General features: G+C 59.8%; 14 protein-coding genes and 2 pseudogenes. 15 read left to right on the top strand and 1 reads right to left on the bottom strand.

Annotated elements, in window-relative coordinates:
* Positions 1–312 precede the first annotated feature (312 nt).
* The 5 genes and pseudogenes from BPNPMPFG_RS40210 (at position 313) to fabG (ending at position 3,681) form a co-directional block, all read left to right on the top strand.
* On the top strand, positions 313–903 hold the full coding sequence (locus BPNPMPFG_RS40210; protein WP_258598503.1) for a NodA family N-acyltransferase: 591 nt from the start codon (positions 313–315) through the stop codon (positions 901–903).
* Between the two features lie 42 nt (positions 904–945).
* Positions 946–1,065, top strand: a pseudogene (locus tag BPNPMPFG_RS40205) (polysaccharide deacetylase family protein); the annotation flags it as partial.
* Positions 1,066–1,175: 110 nt separating this feature from the next.
* Positions 1,176–1,457, top strand: a complete 282-nt coding sequence (locus tag BPNPMPFG_RS40200) for an acyl carrier protein (protein WP_183455234.1) — start codon at positions 1,176–1,178, stop codon at positions 1,455–1,457.
* Positions 1,458–2,666, top strand: coding sequence for a beta-ketoacyl-[acyl-carrier-protein] synthase family protein (locus BPNPMPFG_RS40195; protein WP_258598501.1), 1,209 nt, complete (start codon positions 1,458–1,460; stop codon positions 2,664–2,666).
* A 277-nt stretch (positions 2,667–2,943) separates the two neighbouring features.
* On the top strand, positions 2,944–3,681 hold the full coding sequence (gene fabG / locus BPNPMPFG_RS40190) for a 3-oxoacyl-[acyl-carrier-protein] reductase (protein WP_258598500.1): 738 nt from the start codon (positions 2,944–2,946) through the stop codon (positions 3,679–3,681).
* 487 nt (positions 3,682–4,168) lie between these two features.
* Here fabG and BPNPMPFG_RS40185 read toward each other — a convergent pair.
* Positions 4,169–4,359 (bottom strand): annotated as a pseudogene (locus tag BPNPMPFG_RS40185) (IS630 family transposase); the annotation flags it as partial.
* A 130-nt stretch (positions 4,360–4,489) separates the two neighbouring features.
* Here BPNPMPFG_RS40185 and BPNPMPFG_RS40180 point away from each other — a divergent pair.
* The 10 genes from BPNPMPFG_RS40180 to BPNPMPFG_RS40135 all read left to right on the top strand — a co-directional run bounded on the left by BPNPMPFG_RS40180 (position 4,490) and on the right by BPNPMPFG_RS40135 (position 15,302).
* A complete protein-coding gene (locus tag BPNPMPFG_RS40180; RefSeq protein WP_258598498.1) occupies positions 4,490–4,921 on the top strand; it encodes a GNAT family protein in 432 nt (143 codons plus the stop codon).
* Positions 4,918–5,574, top strand: a complete 657-nt coding sequence (nodB, locus tag BPNPMPFG_RS40175; protein ID WP_258598497.1) for a chitooligosaccharide deacetylase NodB — start codon at positions 4,918–4,920, stop codon at positions 5,572–5,574. Before BPNPMPFG_RS40180 ends, nodB begins: the two co-directional genes overlap by 4 nt.
* A 14-nt stretch (positions 5,575–5,588) precedes the next feature.
* Positions 5,589–6,941, top strand: coding sequence for a chitooligosaccharide synthase NodC (gene nodC / locus BPNPMPFG_RS40170; protein WP_258598495.1), 1,353 nt, complete (start codon positions 5,589–5,591; stop codon positions 6,939–6,941).
* 232 nt (positions 6,942–7,173) lie between these two features.
* Positions 7,174–8,088, top strand: coding sequence for a nodulation factor ABC transporter ATP-binding protein NodI (gene nodI / locus BPNPMPFG_RS40165; RefSeq protein ID WP_258598494.1), 915 nt, complete (start codon positions 7,174–7,176; stop codon positions 8,086–8,088).
* Positions 8,089–8,091: 3 nt separating this feature from the next.
* Positions 8,092–8,880 carry an ABC transporter permease gene (locus tag BPNPMPFG_RS40160; protein ID WP_183455227.1) on the top strand — a complete coding sequence of 263 codons (789 nt, stop codon included), beginning with the start codon at positions 8,092–8,094 and terminating at the stop codon, positions 8,878–8,880.
* 288 nt (positions 8,881–9,168) lie between these two features.
* Positions 9,169–9,915 (top strand): sulfotransferase, encoded by a 747-nt coding sequence (locus BPNPMPFG_RS40155; RefSeq protein WP_258598493.1) that lies wholly within the window; start codon positions 9,169–9,171, stop codon positions 9,913–9,915.
* A 224-nt stretch (positions 9,916–10,139) separates the two neighbouring features.
* Positions 10,140–10,373: a DUF2061 domain-containing protein gene (locus BPNPMPFG_RS40150; protein WP_183455225.1), complete on the top strand. Its 234-nt coding sequence runs from the start codon at positions 10,140–10,142 to the stop codon at positions 10,371–10,373.
* 195 nt (positions 10,374–10,568) lie between these two features.
* Positions 10,569–11,474, top strand: a complete 906-nt coding sequence (cysD, locus tag BPNPMPFG_RS40145; protein ID WP_258598492.1) for a sulfate adenylyltransferase subunit CysD — start codon at positions 10,569–10,571, stop codon at positions 11,472–11,474.
* Positions 11,475–11,476: 2 nt separating this feature from the next.
* Positions 11,477–13,417, top strand: a complete 1,941-nt coding sequence (cysN, locus tag BPNPMPFG_RS40140; RefSeq protein WP_258598491.1) for a sulfate adenylyltransferase subunit CysN — start codon at positions 11,477–11,479, stop codon at positions 13,415–13,417.
* A 442-nt stretch (positions 13,418–13,859) separates the two neighbouring features.
* Positions 13,860–15,302, top strand: coding sequence for a methylmalonyl-CoA mutase subunit beta (locus BPNPMPFG_RS40135; protein ID WP_258598489.1), 1,443 nt, complete (start codon positions 13,860–13,862; stop codon positions 15,300–15,302).
* Positions 15,303–15,420 lie beyond the last annotated feature (118 nt).

Here is a 15,420-nt window from a genome sequence, read left to right as displayed (position 1 = left end):
CCATAGCGTGGATGCCGTTAATCGAAACAAACGATTTTACCGATTCTGAAGAACGTCGCATAGGGAGAATTCAAGGAAGCCCTAAAGGAAAATCGTCGATGTTTGCGTTAGCTCCAAGGAGCATTCTCGGCTCCGAGGAGCATCTTCTGGTGTACGCCTTCCGGCATACGCCGAAACATCAATCAACTCCCATGTCGGTTGCGGCTTGGTTCTTCGGTGATCCGCGCAAGGTCCATCGCGTCAGCTCGACGCGGCAAGCTCTCCATGCGTAGGCGCTTATCTCAAAAACAGCAATCAAGATGAGGTATTTCCATGGGCTCTGACGTACGGTGGAAGTTGTGCTGGGAAAATGAGTTGCAACTGGCCGACCATGTCGAACTCTCCGATTTCTTTCTAAAGACTTATGGACGGCATGGGGCCTTCCTCGCAAAGCCATTCGAAGGCGGCCGTAGCTGGGCCGGTGCAAGGCCGGAATTCCGCGCAATCGGTTACGACGCGCACGGCATAGCGGCTCATATTGGCATACTGCGCCGCTTCATCAAAGTTGGCGAGGTCGATCTACTGGTGGCCGAAATTGGCTTATACGGGGTCCGTCCGGATCTTGAGGGACTCGGAATCAGCTTTTCACTGAGCGTTGTGTACCCATTGCTGCAGCGGATGGGGGTTCCATTTGTGTTCGGCACGGTTCGGCAGGCAATGCGGAACCACGTTGAGAGGTTCTGCCGCGGCGGTCTGGCGAGCATTGTGTCGGGGGTTGAGGTACGGTCCACCCTCGCAAATATACATCCCGACCTGCCGCCCACCCGCGTCGAGGACGTGATCGTCTTCGTTGCGCCAATTGGACGCTCGATGGACGAGTGGCCGTCCGGCACCCTGATCGACCGAAACGGTCCAGAATTGTAAGCATGACTACACATGTGAGTGCCGGGTGATGCGCTGACGCCGACCTTTGAGGACTTGCCCAACCCACATTGCATACCGCAAATCCGTCATGTGCTGGCGCCACATCGGGTGCCGGCGACCTTCTTCGTCATCGGAGCCTACGCCGCAGATCGGCCGGAACTCAGCCCGCCCTTATGAGCATGAGCTTTGTCGGTGGCTATTTTCGCAACGCGGCCCGCAGGAGTTGAGCCGCGTCCACGTCAAACCAGCTGAAATCGAAAGGAACAGACAGAATGGCTGATCAACTCGCAACGGAAATCATTACCATAATCAAGAAACGCGTCGAATCTGAGAACTTTGCGGGAGCGTTTCGACCCATAGTCGGCGAAATAACGACCGAGACGGAAGTGACCGCGCTCGGCATCGATTCGCTGGGACTGGCGGACGTGCTCTGGGACCTCGAGCAAGCCTATGGCATTAAGATCGAAATGAACACATCGGAGGCGTGGTCGGATCTGCAGAATGTTGGCGACATCGTGAAAGCCATCCGCGGCTTGCTTGCTGAGGCAGCTTGAATGGACAGGCGGGTCGTCATCACCGGAATAGGCGGGCTGTGCGGGCTGGGCACTGATGCCCCCTCCATCTGGAAAGAGATGCGCGAAGGTCGCTCAGCAATCGGCCCGATTGTCACTTCAGAGCTTCATGGGTTGACCGGCACGATCGGTGCCGAGATCAAGACGCTCCCTGAGCACGACATCGACCGCAGGCAGCTCGTCACCATGGACCGCTTCAGCCTGCTTGCCGTGCTTGCAGCGCGGGAAGCCATGCGACAGGCCGGACTTTCCTGCGATGAACGAAATGCCTATCGCTTCGGTGCGATAGTGGGCGTCGGCGGCAGCGGCTGGGAAGCGATCGAGGCAAGCTACCGCGCTCTCCTTTTGAACGGCGCGCGCCGTGCTGGCGTCATGGACGTACCCAAGGCGATGCCGAGTGCCGCTGCCGGCCAGGTCAGCATGAGCCTCGGCCTGCGCGGGCCGGTCTTCGGCGTCACCTCCGCCTGCGCCTCTGCCAACCATGCGATTGCCTCAGCCGTAGACCAGATCAGGTGCGGCCGGGCCGACGTGATGCTTGCCGGAGGCAGCGACGCGCCATTCGTATTTTGTGTGGTGAAAGCGTGGGAAGCAATGCGCGTGATTGCGCCAGATACCTGCAGGCCCTTCTCCTCCGACAGGAGGGGCTTGGTGCTGGGCGAGGGTGCGGGGATGGCCGTGCTGGAAAGCTATGAACATGCCACTGCTCGCGGCGCAACGATTATTGCCGAGATCGCCGGCATCGGCCTTTCCGCTGATGCCTTCAACCTCGTCGCGCCGGCTGTCGAGGGGCCGGAGGCGGCGATGCGCGCCTGCCTTGCCGATGCCGGGCTGAATGCCCAGGATGTCGACTACATCAATGCGCACGGCACCGGCACCAAGGCCAATGATCGGATGGAGACGGAGGCGATCAAGCGAGTCTTCGGTGGCCACGCCAACTCGATGTCCATCTCTTCCACCAAGTCCATGCACGCGCATTGCCTCGGCGCCGCGAGCGCGCTTGAAATGATCGCCTGCGTGATGGCAATCCAAGAGGGTGTCGTGCCGCCGACCGCCAATTATCGCGAGCCAGACCCCGATTGCGATCTCGATGTCACGCCCAACGTCGCGCGCGAGCGCAAGGTCCGCGTGGCACTGAGCAACGCCTTCGCCATGGCCGGCATGAACGCGGTTCTGGCATTCAGGCAGGTGTAGGACGACATGCCGGCAAGGTCACCTTCCGTATCCCGATGTTTGCGGAATCCCCGATCGGTCCGTAGCGGCCTCCTTGCTCAGGTGGGCTGAAGGGTTGGAGTGCAAGTACTTGCAGTAGCCCAGTGAAGCAGCAGATTTAGGTGATCACGTCGGTCATCCGGCGCCTGGAATTATCGTGGCCGAGACCTCTGCGCTGCGCGAGTTCGCGGCGAGGAAGCTGCCACGAACCGAGACTTCTGGCGCGGCGATGCTGCAGCATTTGAAAAGAGCATAATAAATGTTCGAATTGACTGGCCGCAAGGCACTCGTCACCGGCGCATCGGGGGGCATTGGCGAGGCGATCGCCAGGGTTCTGCATGCGCAGGGCGCCATCGTCGGCCTGCATGGCACCCGTGTCGAGAAACTGGAGACGCTGGCCGCCGAGCTTGGCGACCGGGTCAAGCTGTTCCCGGCCAATTTGTCGAACCGCGACGAGGTCAAGGCGCTCGGCCAGAAGGCGGAGGCCGATCTCGAAGGTGTCGACATACTGGTCAACAATGCCGGCATCACCAAGGACGGTCTGTTCGTGCGCATGTCGGACACCGACTGGAACACCGTGCTCGAGGTCAATCTGACAGCCGTGTTCAGGCTGACCCGCGAACTCACCCATCCGATGATGCGCCGCCGCCACGGCCGCATCATCAACATCACCTCGGTGGTCGGCGTCACCGGCAATCCCGGCCAGACGAACTACTGCGCCTCCAAGGCCGGCATGATCGGCTTTTCCAAGTCTCTGGCGCAGGAGATCGCCACCCGCAACATCACCGTCAACTGCGTCGCCCCGGGCTTCATCGAATCGGCGATGACCGACAAGCTCAACGACAAGCAGAAAGAGGCGATCATGGCGGCGATCCCGACGCGCCGTATGGGCACCAGCGTTGAAGTCGCGTCCGCCGTCGCCTATCTCGCCTCCAACGAAGCCGCCTACGTCACCGGCCAGACCATCCATGTGAATGGCGGCATGGCGATGATCTGAGCACGGGCTTGACCGGAGCTTACCTGTTCCAAAACGCCCTTGCGTCACGGTCCGCGACCTGCGCAACCAGCTATCTGCCACGAAGATCTGGGATCATCCAGCATCACCGAAGGGGCAGCAATATGCGTGATTGAGCAGATAGCCCAGCAGAGCAGCGTGATCACCCTTGGCCGTCGGCCGCTCCGATGGCCAAGAGCCACAAGTAGTGGCGGCCGAGATTACGCGTGAGATGGCCACCGTGCGGGGTAGGCATCATGCGAGAGGTCTCCACTCTAACGAACTTAGGGGGCGAGTGCTTCCGCACGCGGTATTAGAATAAGTTCGCGGCTGTTCATGGCAATATTTCATCGCGGAAAGAATCGTGCAGCCGCGCGAGGACATGGCCGGTTGGCTTAGAGCATTTTGATAGAAGCATGCCCACGAGCGTTTGCGAGGTAGTTTGCGCATTCGGTGGATGTGGTTTTGTGGATGAGCTGGCCCATCTTCACCCCTCGCGCCTGAGAAACTGCCAAACCGCATTACGGGACACTAAGATACCGCGTGCGGCCAGCTTCTGCCGATGCAGCGTCAGATTCGAGGTGTGCTCGATCCGCTCGATGATGATGAACGCCCGATGCTCCAGAACGCTGTGGCGATGGCCACCCCAGGCCGAGCGCTACCCGTAGCTCGATAGCGCTGGACCACACAATGCGACGCCAAAGCGCGCCGCAAGCTGGCGGGCTAGTCCCGAAGATTGTTCGAAAGGGCTCGTGTCATCCGATGCTTCGGCTTGCCGCGGCAGTGAGGCCGCGCCCGGCGAGCGCGCGTCGTGCACCACGATGAGATTTACATCGAGCCGTTTGAAAATGCATGTCATCAGCTATCCAAAGCGTGGATGCATCTGATCGAAACAAACGATTTTACCGATTTTGCAGAACGTCGCATAGGGAGAATTCAAGGAAGTCCTAAAGGAACGTTGTCGATGTTTGCGTTAGCTCCGAGGAGCACTTTCGGCTCCGAGGAGCATTTTCTGGTGTACGCCTTCCGGCATACGCCCAACATCAATCAAGTCGCATGTCGATTGCGGCTTGGTTCTTCGGTGACCCGTGCAAGGTCCATCGCGTCGACACGACGCGACAACCTCTCCATTCCATCCGGCACGGTTCGGCAGGCGATGCGGAACCATGTTGCGCCAATTCGATGCTCGATGGGCGAGTGGCCGCCCGGCACCCTGATTGATCGGAGCGTTCCGAACCTATGAAAAATGTGGACTACATGTGCGAAGTGCCCAGTGACTGCGCTGACGGCACTCAAGATCGAAGCGTCTATTTGACGTTTGACGACGGGCCCAATCCAGTTTGCACACCGCAGATCCTCGATTTGTTGGCGCAACATCGGGTGCCGGCGACGTTCTTCGTCATCGGTGCCCACGCAGCAGACCAGCCGGAACTCATCCGACGAATGATTGCAGAAGGGCACGAGGTAGCCAATCACACGATGACTCATCCGGACCTGTCCAGATGCGAACCCGGCGAAGTCGAACGTGAAATAGTCGAGGCAAGCAACGCCATCAGGATGGCGTGTCCCCAGGCCACGGTGCGGCGCATGCGCGCGCCGTATGGGGTCTGGACCGAGGACGTGCTCACTACGTCGGCGCGCGCTGGATTGGCATGCGTCCATTGGTCAGTTGACCCGCGAGACTGGGCTCGCCCTGGCGTCGACGCGATTGTCGATGAGGTGCTCACCGGTGTTGGGCCGGGCGCAATTGTGCTCTTGCACGACGGGTGGCCCGAGGAGTTGAAATCGGCCACTTACGCCAGTCTGCGTGACCAGACTGTCACGGCGCTATCCCGCCTGATTCCAGCGCTGCATCACCGCGGTTTTGTAATCCGCCCGCTCCCTCAACATCACTGAATATACGAGATCCCATGGACCTGCTTACCACGACCAGTACTGTCGCCGTCGCGTGCTATGCACTGCTCTCGACTGTTTATAAGGGCATGCAGGCGGTTTATTCCCTGCCGCCAACCGTTGCACCGGCGTCGGAAGACCTGGTCGGCTCCGACCTCTGGCCGAGCGTGGATGTCATCATCCCCTGCTACAACGAAGGCCCGCTTACGCTCTCGGCGTGCCTAGATTCCATTGCAAACCAGGAATACGCCGGAAAGCTACGTGTCTACGTGGTTGATGACGGTTCTGGAAATCGCGACGCCGTCATTCCCGTTCACGACAATTACGCCGGCGACCCGCGATTCGACTTCATTCTGCTCCCAGAGAATGTCGGCAAGCGCAAAGCGCAGATCGCCGCGATACGTCGCTCATCTGGAGATTTGGTGCTCAACGTCGACTCGGACACGACACTTGCGTCCGACGTCATCAGGAAGCTTGCGCGGAAGATGCAGGATCCAGCAATCGGCGCTGCCATGGGCCAGTTGACGGCAAGCAACCGGAGCGACACTTGGCTGACCCGATTGATCGATATGGAGTACTGGCTGGCCTGCAATGAGGAGAGGGCGGCGCAAGCCCGCTTCGGTGCCGTCATGTGCTGTTGCGGCCCCTGTGCTATGTACCGCCGATCTTCGCTGCTTTCGCTGCTAGACCAGTACGAGACGCAGATGTTTCGGGGCAAGCCAAGCGACTTCGGTGAGGATCGCCATCTTACGATCCTCATGCTGGAGGCAGGCTTTCGAACCGAGTACGTTCCGGACGCTATTGCTGTAACGGTGGTCCCCGATAGGTTAGGACCTTATCTGCGCCAACAACTGCGCTGGGCACGGAGCACTTTCCGGGACACGCTGCTTGCGCTGCGCCTGTTGCCCGGCCTCGATCGCTATCTTACATTGGACGTCGTCGGACAGAATCTTGGCCCGCTACTTCTTGCCCTGTCGGTAATAGCCGGGATTGCACAGTTTGCACTGACAGCCACGCTGCCTTGGACGACAATCCTGGTTATTGCAGCAATGACCATAATTCGGTGCACCGTGACAGCATGTCGAGCTCGGCAAGCTCGATTTATCGGCTTTTCTCTGCACACTTTTATCAACATCTTTCTGTTACTCCCCTTGAAAGCCTATGCTTTGTGCACCTTGAGCAATAGTGATTGGCTTTCACGCAAGACTGCCACCCTGCCCAACGCCGACAAAAAGCAGATCATCGTCGCAAACCCGATTGCCGGAGTTGGTACAGGCAGTTCGGGAAGTGCTGAGGCAATTCGAAGAACGGATCTTCCGCGCGATTCTTCAAAGTTGGTGAACGCGGACAGCGTTTGCAGCGCTGAGTGATCGAGTGCGTTGGCTGGATGGACACGTTGTGAGCTTGGGCAACATCCATCAATTGTCAGCACGGCGATCGATTGCATCTCGACGCCAATCCGTCCGGTGAGAGCGACACACGCTTGCTTCGGCTGTGACTATCCAAAGGGGCCGTCACCATGCGATGGACGGTTCTGCCAAGAAAATATTCGCAAGTAAGCTACCGGCCGGCTGATCGGCCTCTTAAGACTGAGATAGACACATGTCCAAAGTAGCAATCGACCTTGCCGGCGTGAAGAAGTCCTTCGGCGACAAGCTTGTTGTGAACGGGCTGTCGTTCACCGTTGCGTCGGGAGAGTGCTTCGGCTTGCTGGGGCCGAACGGTGCGGGCAAGAGCACGATTGCGCGTATGCTCCTTGGCATGACAGTGCCTGATGCGGGCAAGATCACGGTTCTTGGAGAGCCGGTGGGTGCGCGGAGTCGCTTTGCACGCAAGAGCATCGGCGTGGTTCCGCAGTTCGACAACCTTGACCAGGAATTCACCGTACGAGAGAACCTGTTGGTGTTCGGGCGCTACTTCGGCATGAGCACACGCAAGATCAAAGAGGTCATCCCGTCACTCCTCGAGTTCGCCCGTCTTGAGAGCAAGGCGGATGCACGTGTCGGCGAACTATCTGGCGGCATGAAACGGCGTTTGACACTGGCACGTGCGCTGATCAACGACCCCCAGCTACTCGTGATGGACGAGCCGACGACCGGCCTCGACCCGCACGCGCGACACCTGATTTGGGAGCGTCTGCGTTTCCTGCTGGGGCGCGGTAAGACGATCATTTTGACTACCCATTTTATGGAAGAGGCCGAGCGTTTATGCGATCGGCTGTGCGTTCTGGAGCATGGACGCAAACTCGCCGAAGGCAGCCCTCATGCCCTGATTGAGGAACACATCGGGTGCCAGGTGATCGAGATCTTCGGCGGGAATCCCCAGGAGCTGGTTTCGCTGATCAGGCCATACGTGCAGCGCGTCGAGGTGAGCGGCGAGACGCTCTTTTGCTATACGGCCGATCCGGAGCAGGTTCGCGTACAACTGCGCGGGCGCGCGGGTCTGCGCCTTCTGGAGCGTCCACCCAGTCTGGAGGACGTTTTCTTGCGGCTGACCGGACGCGAGATGGAGAAGTGAACGATGGGTAAAGGTTTTTCGGCGGCTCTACCCGCCAACGCTTGGAACTGGATTGCGGTATGGCGCCGCAACTATCTGGCATGGACGAAGGTCGCGCTCGCGTCGATTCTCGGTAACCTCGCCGATCCTATGATCTACCTGTTTGGACTCGGCACTGGTCTCGGAATGATGGTAGGTCGCGTTGAAGACGCGTCGTACCCTGCTTTTTTGGCAGCCGGCATGGTCGCGACAAGTGCGATGACCGCGTCCACCTTCGAAACAATTTATGCGACTTTCCCTCGCATGAACGAACAGCGGACCTGGGAAGCGATCCTGCACACACAACTTACCCTTGGCGACATAGTTCTCGGTGAGTTGGTGTGGGCAACTACAAGGGCCTTTCTGGCCGGTACGGCGATTGCGATGGTGGCCGTCATAGCGGGCTACTCAGCATGGTCGTCCGTCCTCTATGTGCTACCAGTCATCGCTCTCACTGGGTTGGCCTTTGCGAGCTTGGCGATGATCGTAACCGCGCTTGCGCCCAGTTACCACTACTTCATATTCTACCAGACGCTCTTCCTCACACCCATGTTGTTCCTGTCCGGCGCTGTCTTCCCGGTCACTCAACTGCCAAGCACCTTTCAGCACATAGCGGGCATCTTACCGCTGGCACATTCGATCGACCTGATTCGTCCGGGCATGCTTGATCGCCCGGCTGGGGACATCGCCCTGCACATTGGTGCGCTTTGCATATACGCGGTAGTGCCGTTCTTCCTCTCGATGGTGCTGCTTCGCCGGCGCCTGCTGCGTTGATGCTACTTTCGAATACAAGAAGGAGAACGAGAGTCAGCATCGCGAACGGCTACAGCCGCGAGCGTGCTTGGCCCAGCGACTGTGAGTTGGGGACAGCAGAACACACAAGCTGAGGCGCACACGCGACCGGACGCAGCCTTGCACGCCGGTCTGCGATACCAGAACCTCATGGCGCGATCCGGCTGCATGAGCGCTGATTGCATCCGTCCGCGTCTAGAGATCACATCCAGTATTCTTGTCCTGGGCGCCCCTGAACCGTCGAAACTATCATCAGCTGGAACACACACCATGACCCACATTTCACCGACACCTGAGCCTTTTGCCATCCTTGCTATGCCAAGGACCGGGACACACTACCTGGAAGTATTGCTAAACGAGCATCCGAACATATTGAGTAACGGTGAGTTGCTCAACGAGTACGACACCAACTGGCCCGATAAGGATCGCTTGCTGCGCGGCGATCGCGAGCTCCTAGAGCTTGCTTACGTGCGCTGTCCCACTTGGAGCGACAAGACGGTGACGCATGTTGGCTGCAAGGTCAACGAACCTCAGTTTCACGATCATCCGGGCTTTTTTGCGGAACTGGCCCGTTGGCCAAGACTCAAGGTCATCCTCGTGGTCCGGAGAAACATACTGGAATCGCTAAGGTCGCTGGTGCAGGCACGGCAAAGCGGCCAATGGCTGAAGTTCAGTTCGGACAAGGATGCGGCTCCGCCACCACGGGTCAGATTGCCAATCGCCGACTGCGAGTCGTACTTCAAAACCGCCGACGCTTTCTACGCTCGAGTTGCGCACGCCTTCGCGCCGTCCAACGTGCTGGTAATCGAATATGAGAGCCTTCTTCAAGAACCCGCCGCATGTTTGGGAGCGGTTTGGGATTTCTTGGGGGTTCCGGGGCTTCAGCTTTCCGGTCGCGCCATCCTTCAGCGCCAGGAAGCGCGACCGCTCGACGAAACGGTAGAGAACTTCGACGAGTTGCGGCTTCACTTCGCAAACGGACCTTATGCGAGGTTCTTTGACGTCGCTGCCGTGTGACTGGCCTTCGCAGCCAGTAGCGGGCTTGCTCCACGACGGGGCTGCCACTTGGCCCGCGATTGGCATCAACTAAGGGCGTTCTTGTTGCAGACTTGCCAAGAAGGGCATGACCGCCAACGTACTTCCTCCCGACCTGATCGACAGGCAGGATCAAGAACGTTCCCACCATCAAACCAAGCTGACCAAATCAGGTCGGTCTTGACGTCCCCCTGGAGCGATTGCGCATGTTCATTCCTGTTCCCGAGACCCACGGCAGATCCATAGCCAAGGCTGTCAGTTGGCGCATCACAGGCAGTGTCGATACGTTCGCGCTGAGCTGGCTCATAACTGGAAACGTCGTTTCCGCGGGATCGATCGCCAGTGCTGAAGTTATTACAAAAATCGTGCTGTACTATCTCCACGAACGGGCATGGTCGTTCATTCCGTTTGGCCGGCGCATGATATTGCCGGCTGATTGAACAGCACACCATTGGGGCAATCTCTCGGATGTCTCAGATCGTCGCGATGACGAAAGCTGTGATCATATGGTTTCAGCAAGCGTCGAACTTCCGGCGCACATTCGCGCTTGCAAGGGCCCGCTTCGGGGATGACTGGCAGCTCTGCCCGGGGCGGCGCTTTAAGCGCCGTCAAAGGCTGGATTGGAAAGTGCCGACATGAATGTTCCTTTGACGCACCTGCAACGTCTGGAGGCCGAGTCCATCCATATCTTCCGCGAGGTTGCAGCCGCTTTTGCCAAGCCGGTCATGCTCTATTCGGTCGGCAAGGACTCCTCCGTGCTGATGCATCTGGCGATGAAGGCGTTTTATCCCGCCAAGCCGCCATTCCCCTTCCTTCATGTCGACACGACGTGGAAATTCCGCGAGATGATCGCCTTTCGCGATCAGATGGCGCAGAAACTCGGCTTCGATCTGCTCGTTCATGTCAACGAAGATGGCGTGCGCGACAACATCAATCCGTTCGATCACGGTTCCAACACGCACACCCATGTGATGAAGACCGTGGCGCTGCGCCAGGCGCTCGACAAATACGGTTTCGATGCCGCCTTTGGCGGCGCCCGTCGCGACGAGGAGAAATCGCGCGCCAAGGAGCGCATATTCTCCTTCCGCAACGCGCAGCATGTGTGGGACCCGAAGAACCAACGGCCCGAGATGTGGAAGATATTCAACACCCGCATCGCATCGGGCGAATCGATCCGTGTCTTTCCGCTGTCGAATTGGACCGAGCTCGACATCTGGCAGTATATTCTGCAGGAAAACATCCCGATCGTGCCACTCTATTTCGCCAAGCAGCGGCCGGTGGTCGAGCGCGACGGCATGCTGATCCTGCGCGATGACGAGCGCATGAAACTGCGCCCCGGCGAGACGGTGGAGAACCGGCTGGTGCGCTTCCGCACGCTTGGCTGCTATCCGCTGACCGGCGCCATCGAATCCGACGCCGATACGCTGGAAGCCATCGTTGGCGAAATGCTGACGGCGCGTACCTCCGAGCGGCAAGGGCGCCTGATCGACCGCGATGAAGCCGGCTCGATGGAAAAGAAGAAGCGCGAGGGGTATTTCTGAGCATGCGCCACATCATGGCAAAGAGCCTCGCACCCACCGACGGCGTCCGCGACTATCTGGCGGCGCAGGAGAAGAAGTCGCTGCTGCGCTTGCTGACCTGCGGTTCCGTCGATGATGGCAAGTCGACGCTGATCGGGCGCCTGCTTTCCGACACCAAGCAGATTTTCGAGGACCAGCTCGCCGCGCTCGAACGCGATTCGCGCAAGCACGGCACGACCGGCGACGACATCGATTTCGCGCTTCTGGTCGATGGCCTCGAGGCCGAGCGCGAGCAAGGCATCACCATCGACGTCGCCTATCGCTTCTTCGCCACGCCGAAGCGCAAGTTTATCGTTGCCGACACGCCCGGCCACGAACAGTACACCCGCAACATGGCGACCGGCGCGTCGACCGCCGACCTGGCCATCGTGCTGATCGATGCCCGGCAAGGGGTGCTGCGCCAGACCAGGCGCCATTCGATCATCGCTTCGCTACTCGGCATCCGGCACATCGTGCTGGCCGTCAACAAGATCGATCTTGTAGGGTTCGACCAAGCGGTCTTCGAACGCATTACCGAGTCCTACCGGCAATTCTCGCGTGATCTCGGCTTCCAGACCATCGTGCCGATCCCGATGTCCGCCCGTTACGGCGACAACGTCACCAGCCGCTCGGAAAGCATGGAATGGTATTCCGGCCCGACGCTGATCGAGCATCTCGAAACCGTATCGGTCGACGAAGCGGTGGTCGAGCTGCCGTTCCGGTTCCCGGTCCAATATGTCAACCGCCCCAATCTCGACTTTCGCGGCTTTGCTGGCACGGTCGCCTCCGGCTCGGTTGCACCCGGTGACGAGGTCGTCGTCGCCAAGTCCGGCAAATCCTCGCGCGTCAAGCGCATCGTCTCCTATGGCGGCGACCTGGCCCAAGCGGCAGCCGGCCAGGCTGTCACACTCGTCCTTGACGACGAGGTCGAGATCTCACGCGGCAACATGCTGGTTTCGCCGGCTGCCCGGCCGCAGGTCGCCGACCAGTTCGCCGCCAACATCGTCTGGTTCGACGAGCACGCTTTGCTGCCCGGCCGGTCCTACATCCTGCGCACCGAGACCGACCAGACAAGCGCCACCGTCACCGACCTGAAATACCGGATCAACGTCAACGACTTTGCCCATGAGGCGGCCAAGTCGCTCGAGATGAACGAAGTCGGCATCTGCAACATCTCGACGCGGACACCGATCGCCTTCGATCCGTTCGCCGAGAACCGCACCACTGGCGCCTTCATCCTGATCGACCGCATCTCCAATGCCACGGTCGGCGCCGGCATGATCCTGCACTCGCTGCGCCGTGCCGAAAACATCCATTGGCAGTCGCTCGATGTCGGCAAGCGCGTCCGCGCCGACATGAAGAACCAGCGGCCCGCCGTGTTCTGGTTCACCGGGCTTTCCGGCTCCGGCAAGTCGACCATCGCCAATCTGTTCGAAAAGAAGCTCTACGCCACCGGCCGCCATACGTACATTCTGGATGGCGACAATGTCCGTCACGGCCTCAACCGCGATCTCGGCTTCACCGACGCCGACCGCGTCGAGAACATCCGCCGCGTCGCCGAAGTGGCGCGCCTGATGGCCGATGCCGGGCTGATCGTCATCGTCTCCTTCATTTCGCCATTCAGCGCCGAGCGGCGCATGGCACGCGAATTGATGGCTGACGGCGAATTCGTCGAGGTGTTTGTCGATACGCCCTTCGAGGAATGCGCGAGGCGCGATCCGAAGGGCCTGTATGCGCGGGCGCTGAATGGCGAAATCAAGAATTTCACCGGCGTCGATTCTCCGTATGAAGCTCCGGAAAAGCCGGAAATCCATCTCAAGACACTCGGCAGATCGGCCGAAGAGATGGTAGAGGCCCTGGAACACTGGCTGATCGAGCGCGACATTGCGCAACCACCTCCTGCCGACAATGGTGGATACATCTGATGACAAGGCAGTCCTTGCCCTGTTCGAAAGGTCGGCACTGGCCGCGAGTGGCGCCATCGGCTGTCTTTGATGCCGGATTTAGCCATGAGACGAAGGCGGACGCCTCACCCCCACCGCAGGGATTGTAGAGCCGGGGTCGCACACATCAGTTCGATGTCGGTTGCAAACTTAAAAACAGCGAAACAGCCGGAGACCACCCGCCTGATCACGCAGCATCGCCCTGAACTATGCGCTTCCCGACCAGATGGATGGAGCTCGTGGGTTGCTGCCGACATCGTCATTTTTGCCGGTATGTGGCAATCGGCCATGGTTTGTGCCACAGGCTGACATAAATCCGATAGGTCGAATTCAGATCCAACAAGTGCATTGCATTACGATATCGGACCGGGAACCGTAGACTGTGTTCCAGGCTGATGCGGACGCCTAAAAACGAGGAAGAAGGATGGGAGCTGGAGCCTTGACCAGGGATGTTGAACCCGAGAATGCCGAGCGCCAGCGATGGCTGGCCTTGGCGGAAAAGGCGTTGGCCGGCGCATCCTTCGAGGAAACGCTGGTCTCGCATACCGACGACAACATCCGCATCGAACCGCTCTACGACCGCAGCATCGCGGCGGAACCGCTCGTGCGTGCAAACCCGAAATCGCCCTGGATCGTCAGCCAGCGCGTCGATGATCCGGATATCGACCGCGCCAGGGCCCAGGCTCTGGAGGACGTAGCGCAAGGCGCGACGGGATTGTCGCTTGTCTTCGAAGGGGCGCCGAACGCATTCGGCTACGGCCTGCCGAGAACGGCGCTGGCGCTGGAGACGGTGCTGGACGGCGTACCGCTCAATCGCATCCAGACCCGCATCGATGCGCATCCCTGGAGCCGCGCCGTGGCCGACTGGCTGGTGGCGTTCCTGAGCAAGCGCCGTTCAGACCCGGCAAAACTCAACCTCTCCTTCGGCATCGATCCGGCGGCGATCTTTGCCGGAACCGGCCGGCTGCGCATGTCGATCGAGGCGCTACAGGCCTCGATGCCGCAGTCGCTGGCGCATTTCTTCTCGATGGGCGTTCCGGGCGTGCTGCTGGAGGCGGACGGCCGCGTGTTCCACAATGCCGGCGCCACGGAAGCGCAAGAGCTTGGCATAATGCTGGCCTCGGCGGTCTCCTATCTCAGAATGTTCGAGACGGCGCGGCAGCCGCTTGTCTATGCCGCACCGCATATCGGCTTCGCGCTCAGCGTCGACCAGGACCAGTTCCTGTCGGTGGCCAAGGTTCGGGCACTGCGCAGGCTCTGGGCACGGCTGCAGGAAGCCTGTTCGATCCCCAATTCCACCGCCAATATCCACGCCGAGTCGTCGTTTCGCATGATGACGGCATTGGACCCCGAAACCAACATCCTGCGCACCACGATTGCCTGCTTTGCGGCAGCATCAGGCGGCGCCGATTCGATCTCAATCCTGCCGCATACGATCGCGCATGGCTTGCCGGCGGGTTTTGCCCGCCGCGTTGCCCGCAACGCGCAACTGATCATGGCCAATGAAAGCCATATCGATCATGTCGCCGATCCTGCCTACGGATCCGGCGCGGTCGAAGCGCTGACCGCGGAACTGTGCGAGACAGCCTGGACGGAATTGCAGACGATCGAGGCCGAGGGCGGCGTCTTGTCCAGCCTCCAGGGCGGGCATATCCAGGCACGCGTTCATGCCGCGGCAGCGCGGCGCAACGCAGCCTATCAGGCAGGCGAGCGAGCCATCATCGGCACCACGCTCTATCCGTTGAAAAGCGAACGTCCGGTCGAGACGCTGGCAGCGGAACGGCGGCCCGCCTTCACCGAAGGCGTTGCCGTCTGCGAGCCCCTGTTTCCGGTTCGCATCGACCAATCGATCGGAGCCGGCTCTTGATCCCTGATTTCAGCTAGGTCGGCTGGGTGCCGCCACGCCGCGCACCCATCGAGGTCAAAGGCCAGCGGATGAAGAGGGAAGGCCTTGTCAGCATTGACGCTGTCGGTCGCCACGACGC

The organism is Mesorhizobium sp. AR07 (genome assembly GCF_024746815.1).
Lineage (GTDB): Bacteria > Pseudomonadota > Alphaproteobacteria > Rhizobiales > Rhizobiaceae > Mesorhizobium.
Note: the sequence above shows the minus strand (reverse complement) of the source record. Positions and strands in the feature narration are given on the sequence as shown.

Bases quoted from the DNA above. Each gene is read 5' to 3' on its own strand.
- BPNPMPFG_RS40210 (WP_258598503.1), top strand. From the start codon at position 313: ATGGGCTCTGACGTACGGTGGAAGTTGTGCTGGGAAAATGAGTTGCAA.
- BPNPMPFG_RS40200 (WP_183455234.1), top strand. From the start codon at position 1,176: ATGGCTGATCAACTCGCAACGGAAATCATTACCATAATCAAGAAACGC.
- BPNPMPFG_RS40195 (WP_258598501.1), top strand. From the start codon at position 1,458: ATGGACAGGCGGGTCGTCATCACCGGAATAGGCGGGCTGTGCGGGCTG.
- fabG (WP_258598500.1), top strand. From the start codon at position 2,944: ATGTTCGAATTGACTGGCCGCAAGGCACTCGTCACCGGCGCATCGGGG.
- nodB (WP_258598497.1), top strand. From the start codon at position 4,918: ATGAAAAATGTGGACTACATGTGCGAAGTGCCCAGTGACTGCGCTGAC.
- nodC (WP_258598495.1), top strand. From the start codon at position 5,589: ATGGACCTGCTTACCACGACCAGTACTGTCGCCGTCGCGTGCTATGCA.
- nodI (WP_258598494.1), top strand. From the start codon at position 7,174: ATGTCCAAAGTAGCAATCGACCTTGCCGGCGTGAAGAAGTCCTTCGGC.
- BPNPMPFG_RS40160 (WP_183455227.1), top strand. From the start codon at position 8,092: ATGGGTAAAGGTTTTTCGGCGGCTCTACCCGCCAACGCTTGGAACTGG.
- BPNPMPFG_RS40155 (WP_258598493.1), top strand. From the start codon at position 9,169: ATGACCCACATTTCACCGACACCTGAGCCTTTTGCCATCCTTGCTATG.
- BPNPMPFG_RS40150 (WP_183455225.1), top strand. From the start codon at position 10,140: ATGTTCATTCCTGTTCCCGAGACCCACGGCAGATCCATAGCCAAGGCT.
- cysD (WP_258598492.1), top strand. From the start codon at position 10,569: ATGAATGTTCCTTTGACGCACCTGCAACGTCTGGAGGCCGAGTCCATC.
- cysN (WP_258598491.1), top strand. From the start codon at position 11,477: ATGCGCCACATCATGGCAAAGAGCCTCGCACCCACCGACGGCGTCCGC.
- BPNPMPFG_RS40135 (WP_258598489.1), top strand. From the start codon at position 13,860: ATGGGAGCTGGAGCCTTGACCAGGGATGTTGAACCCGAGAATGCCGAG.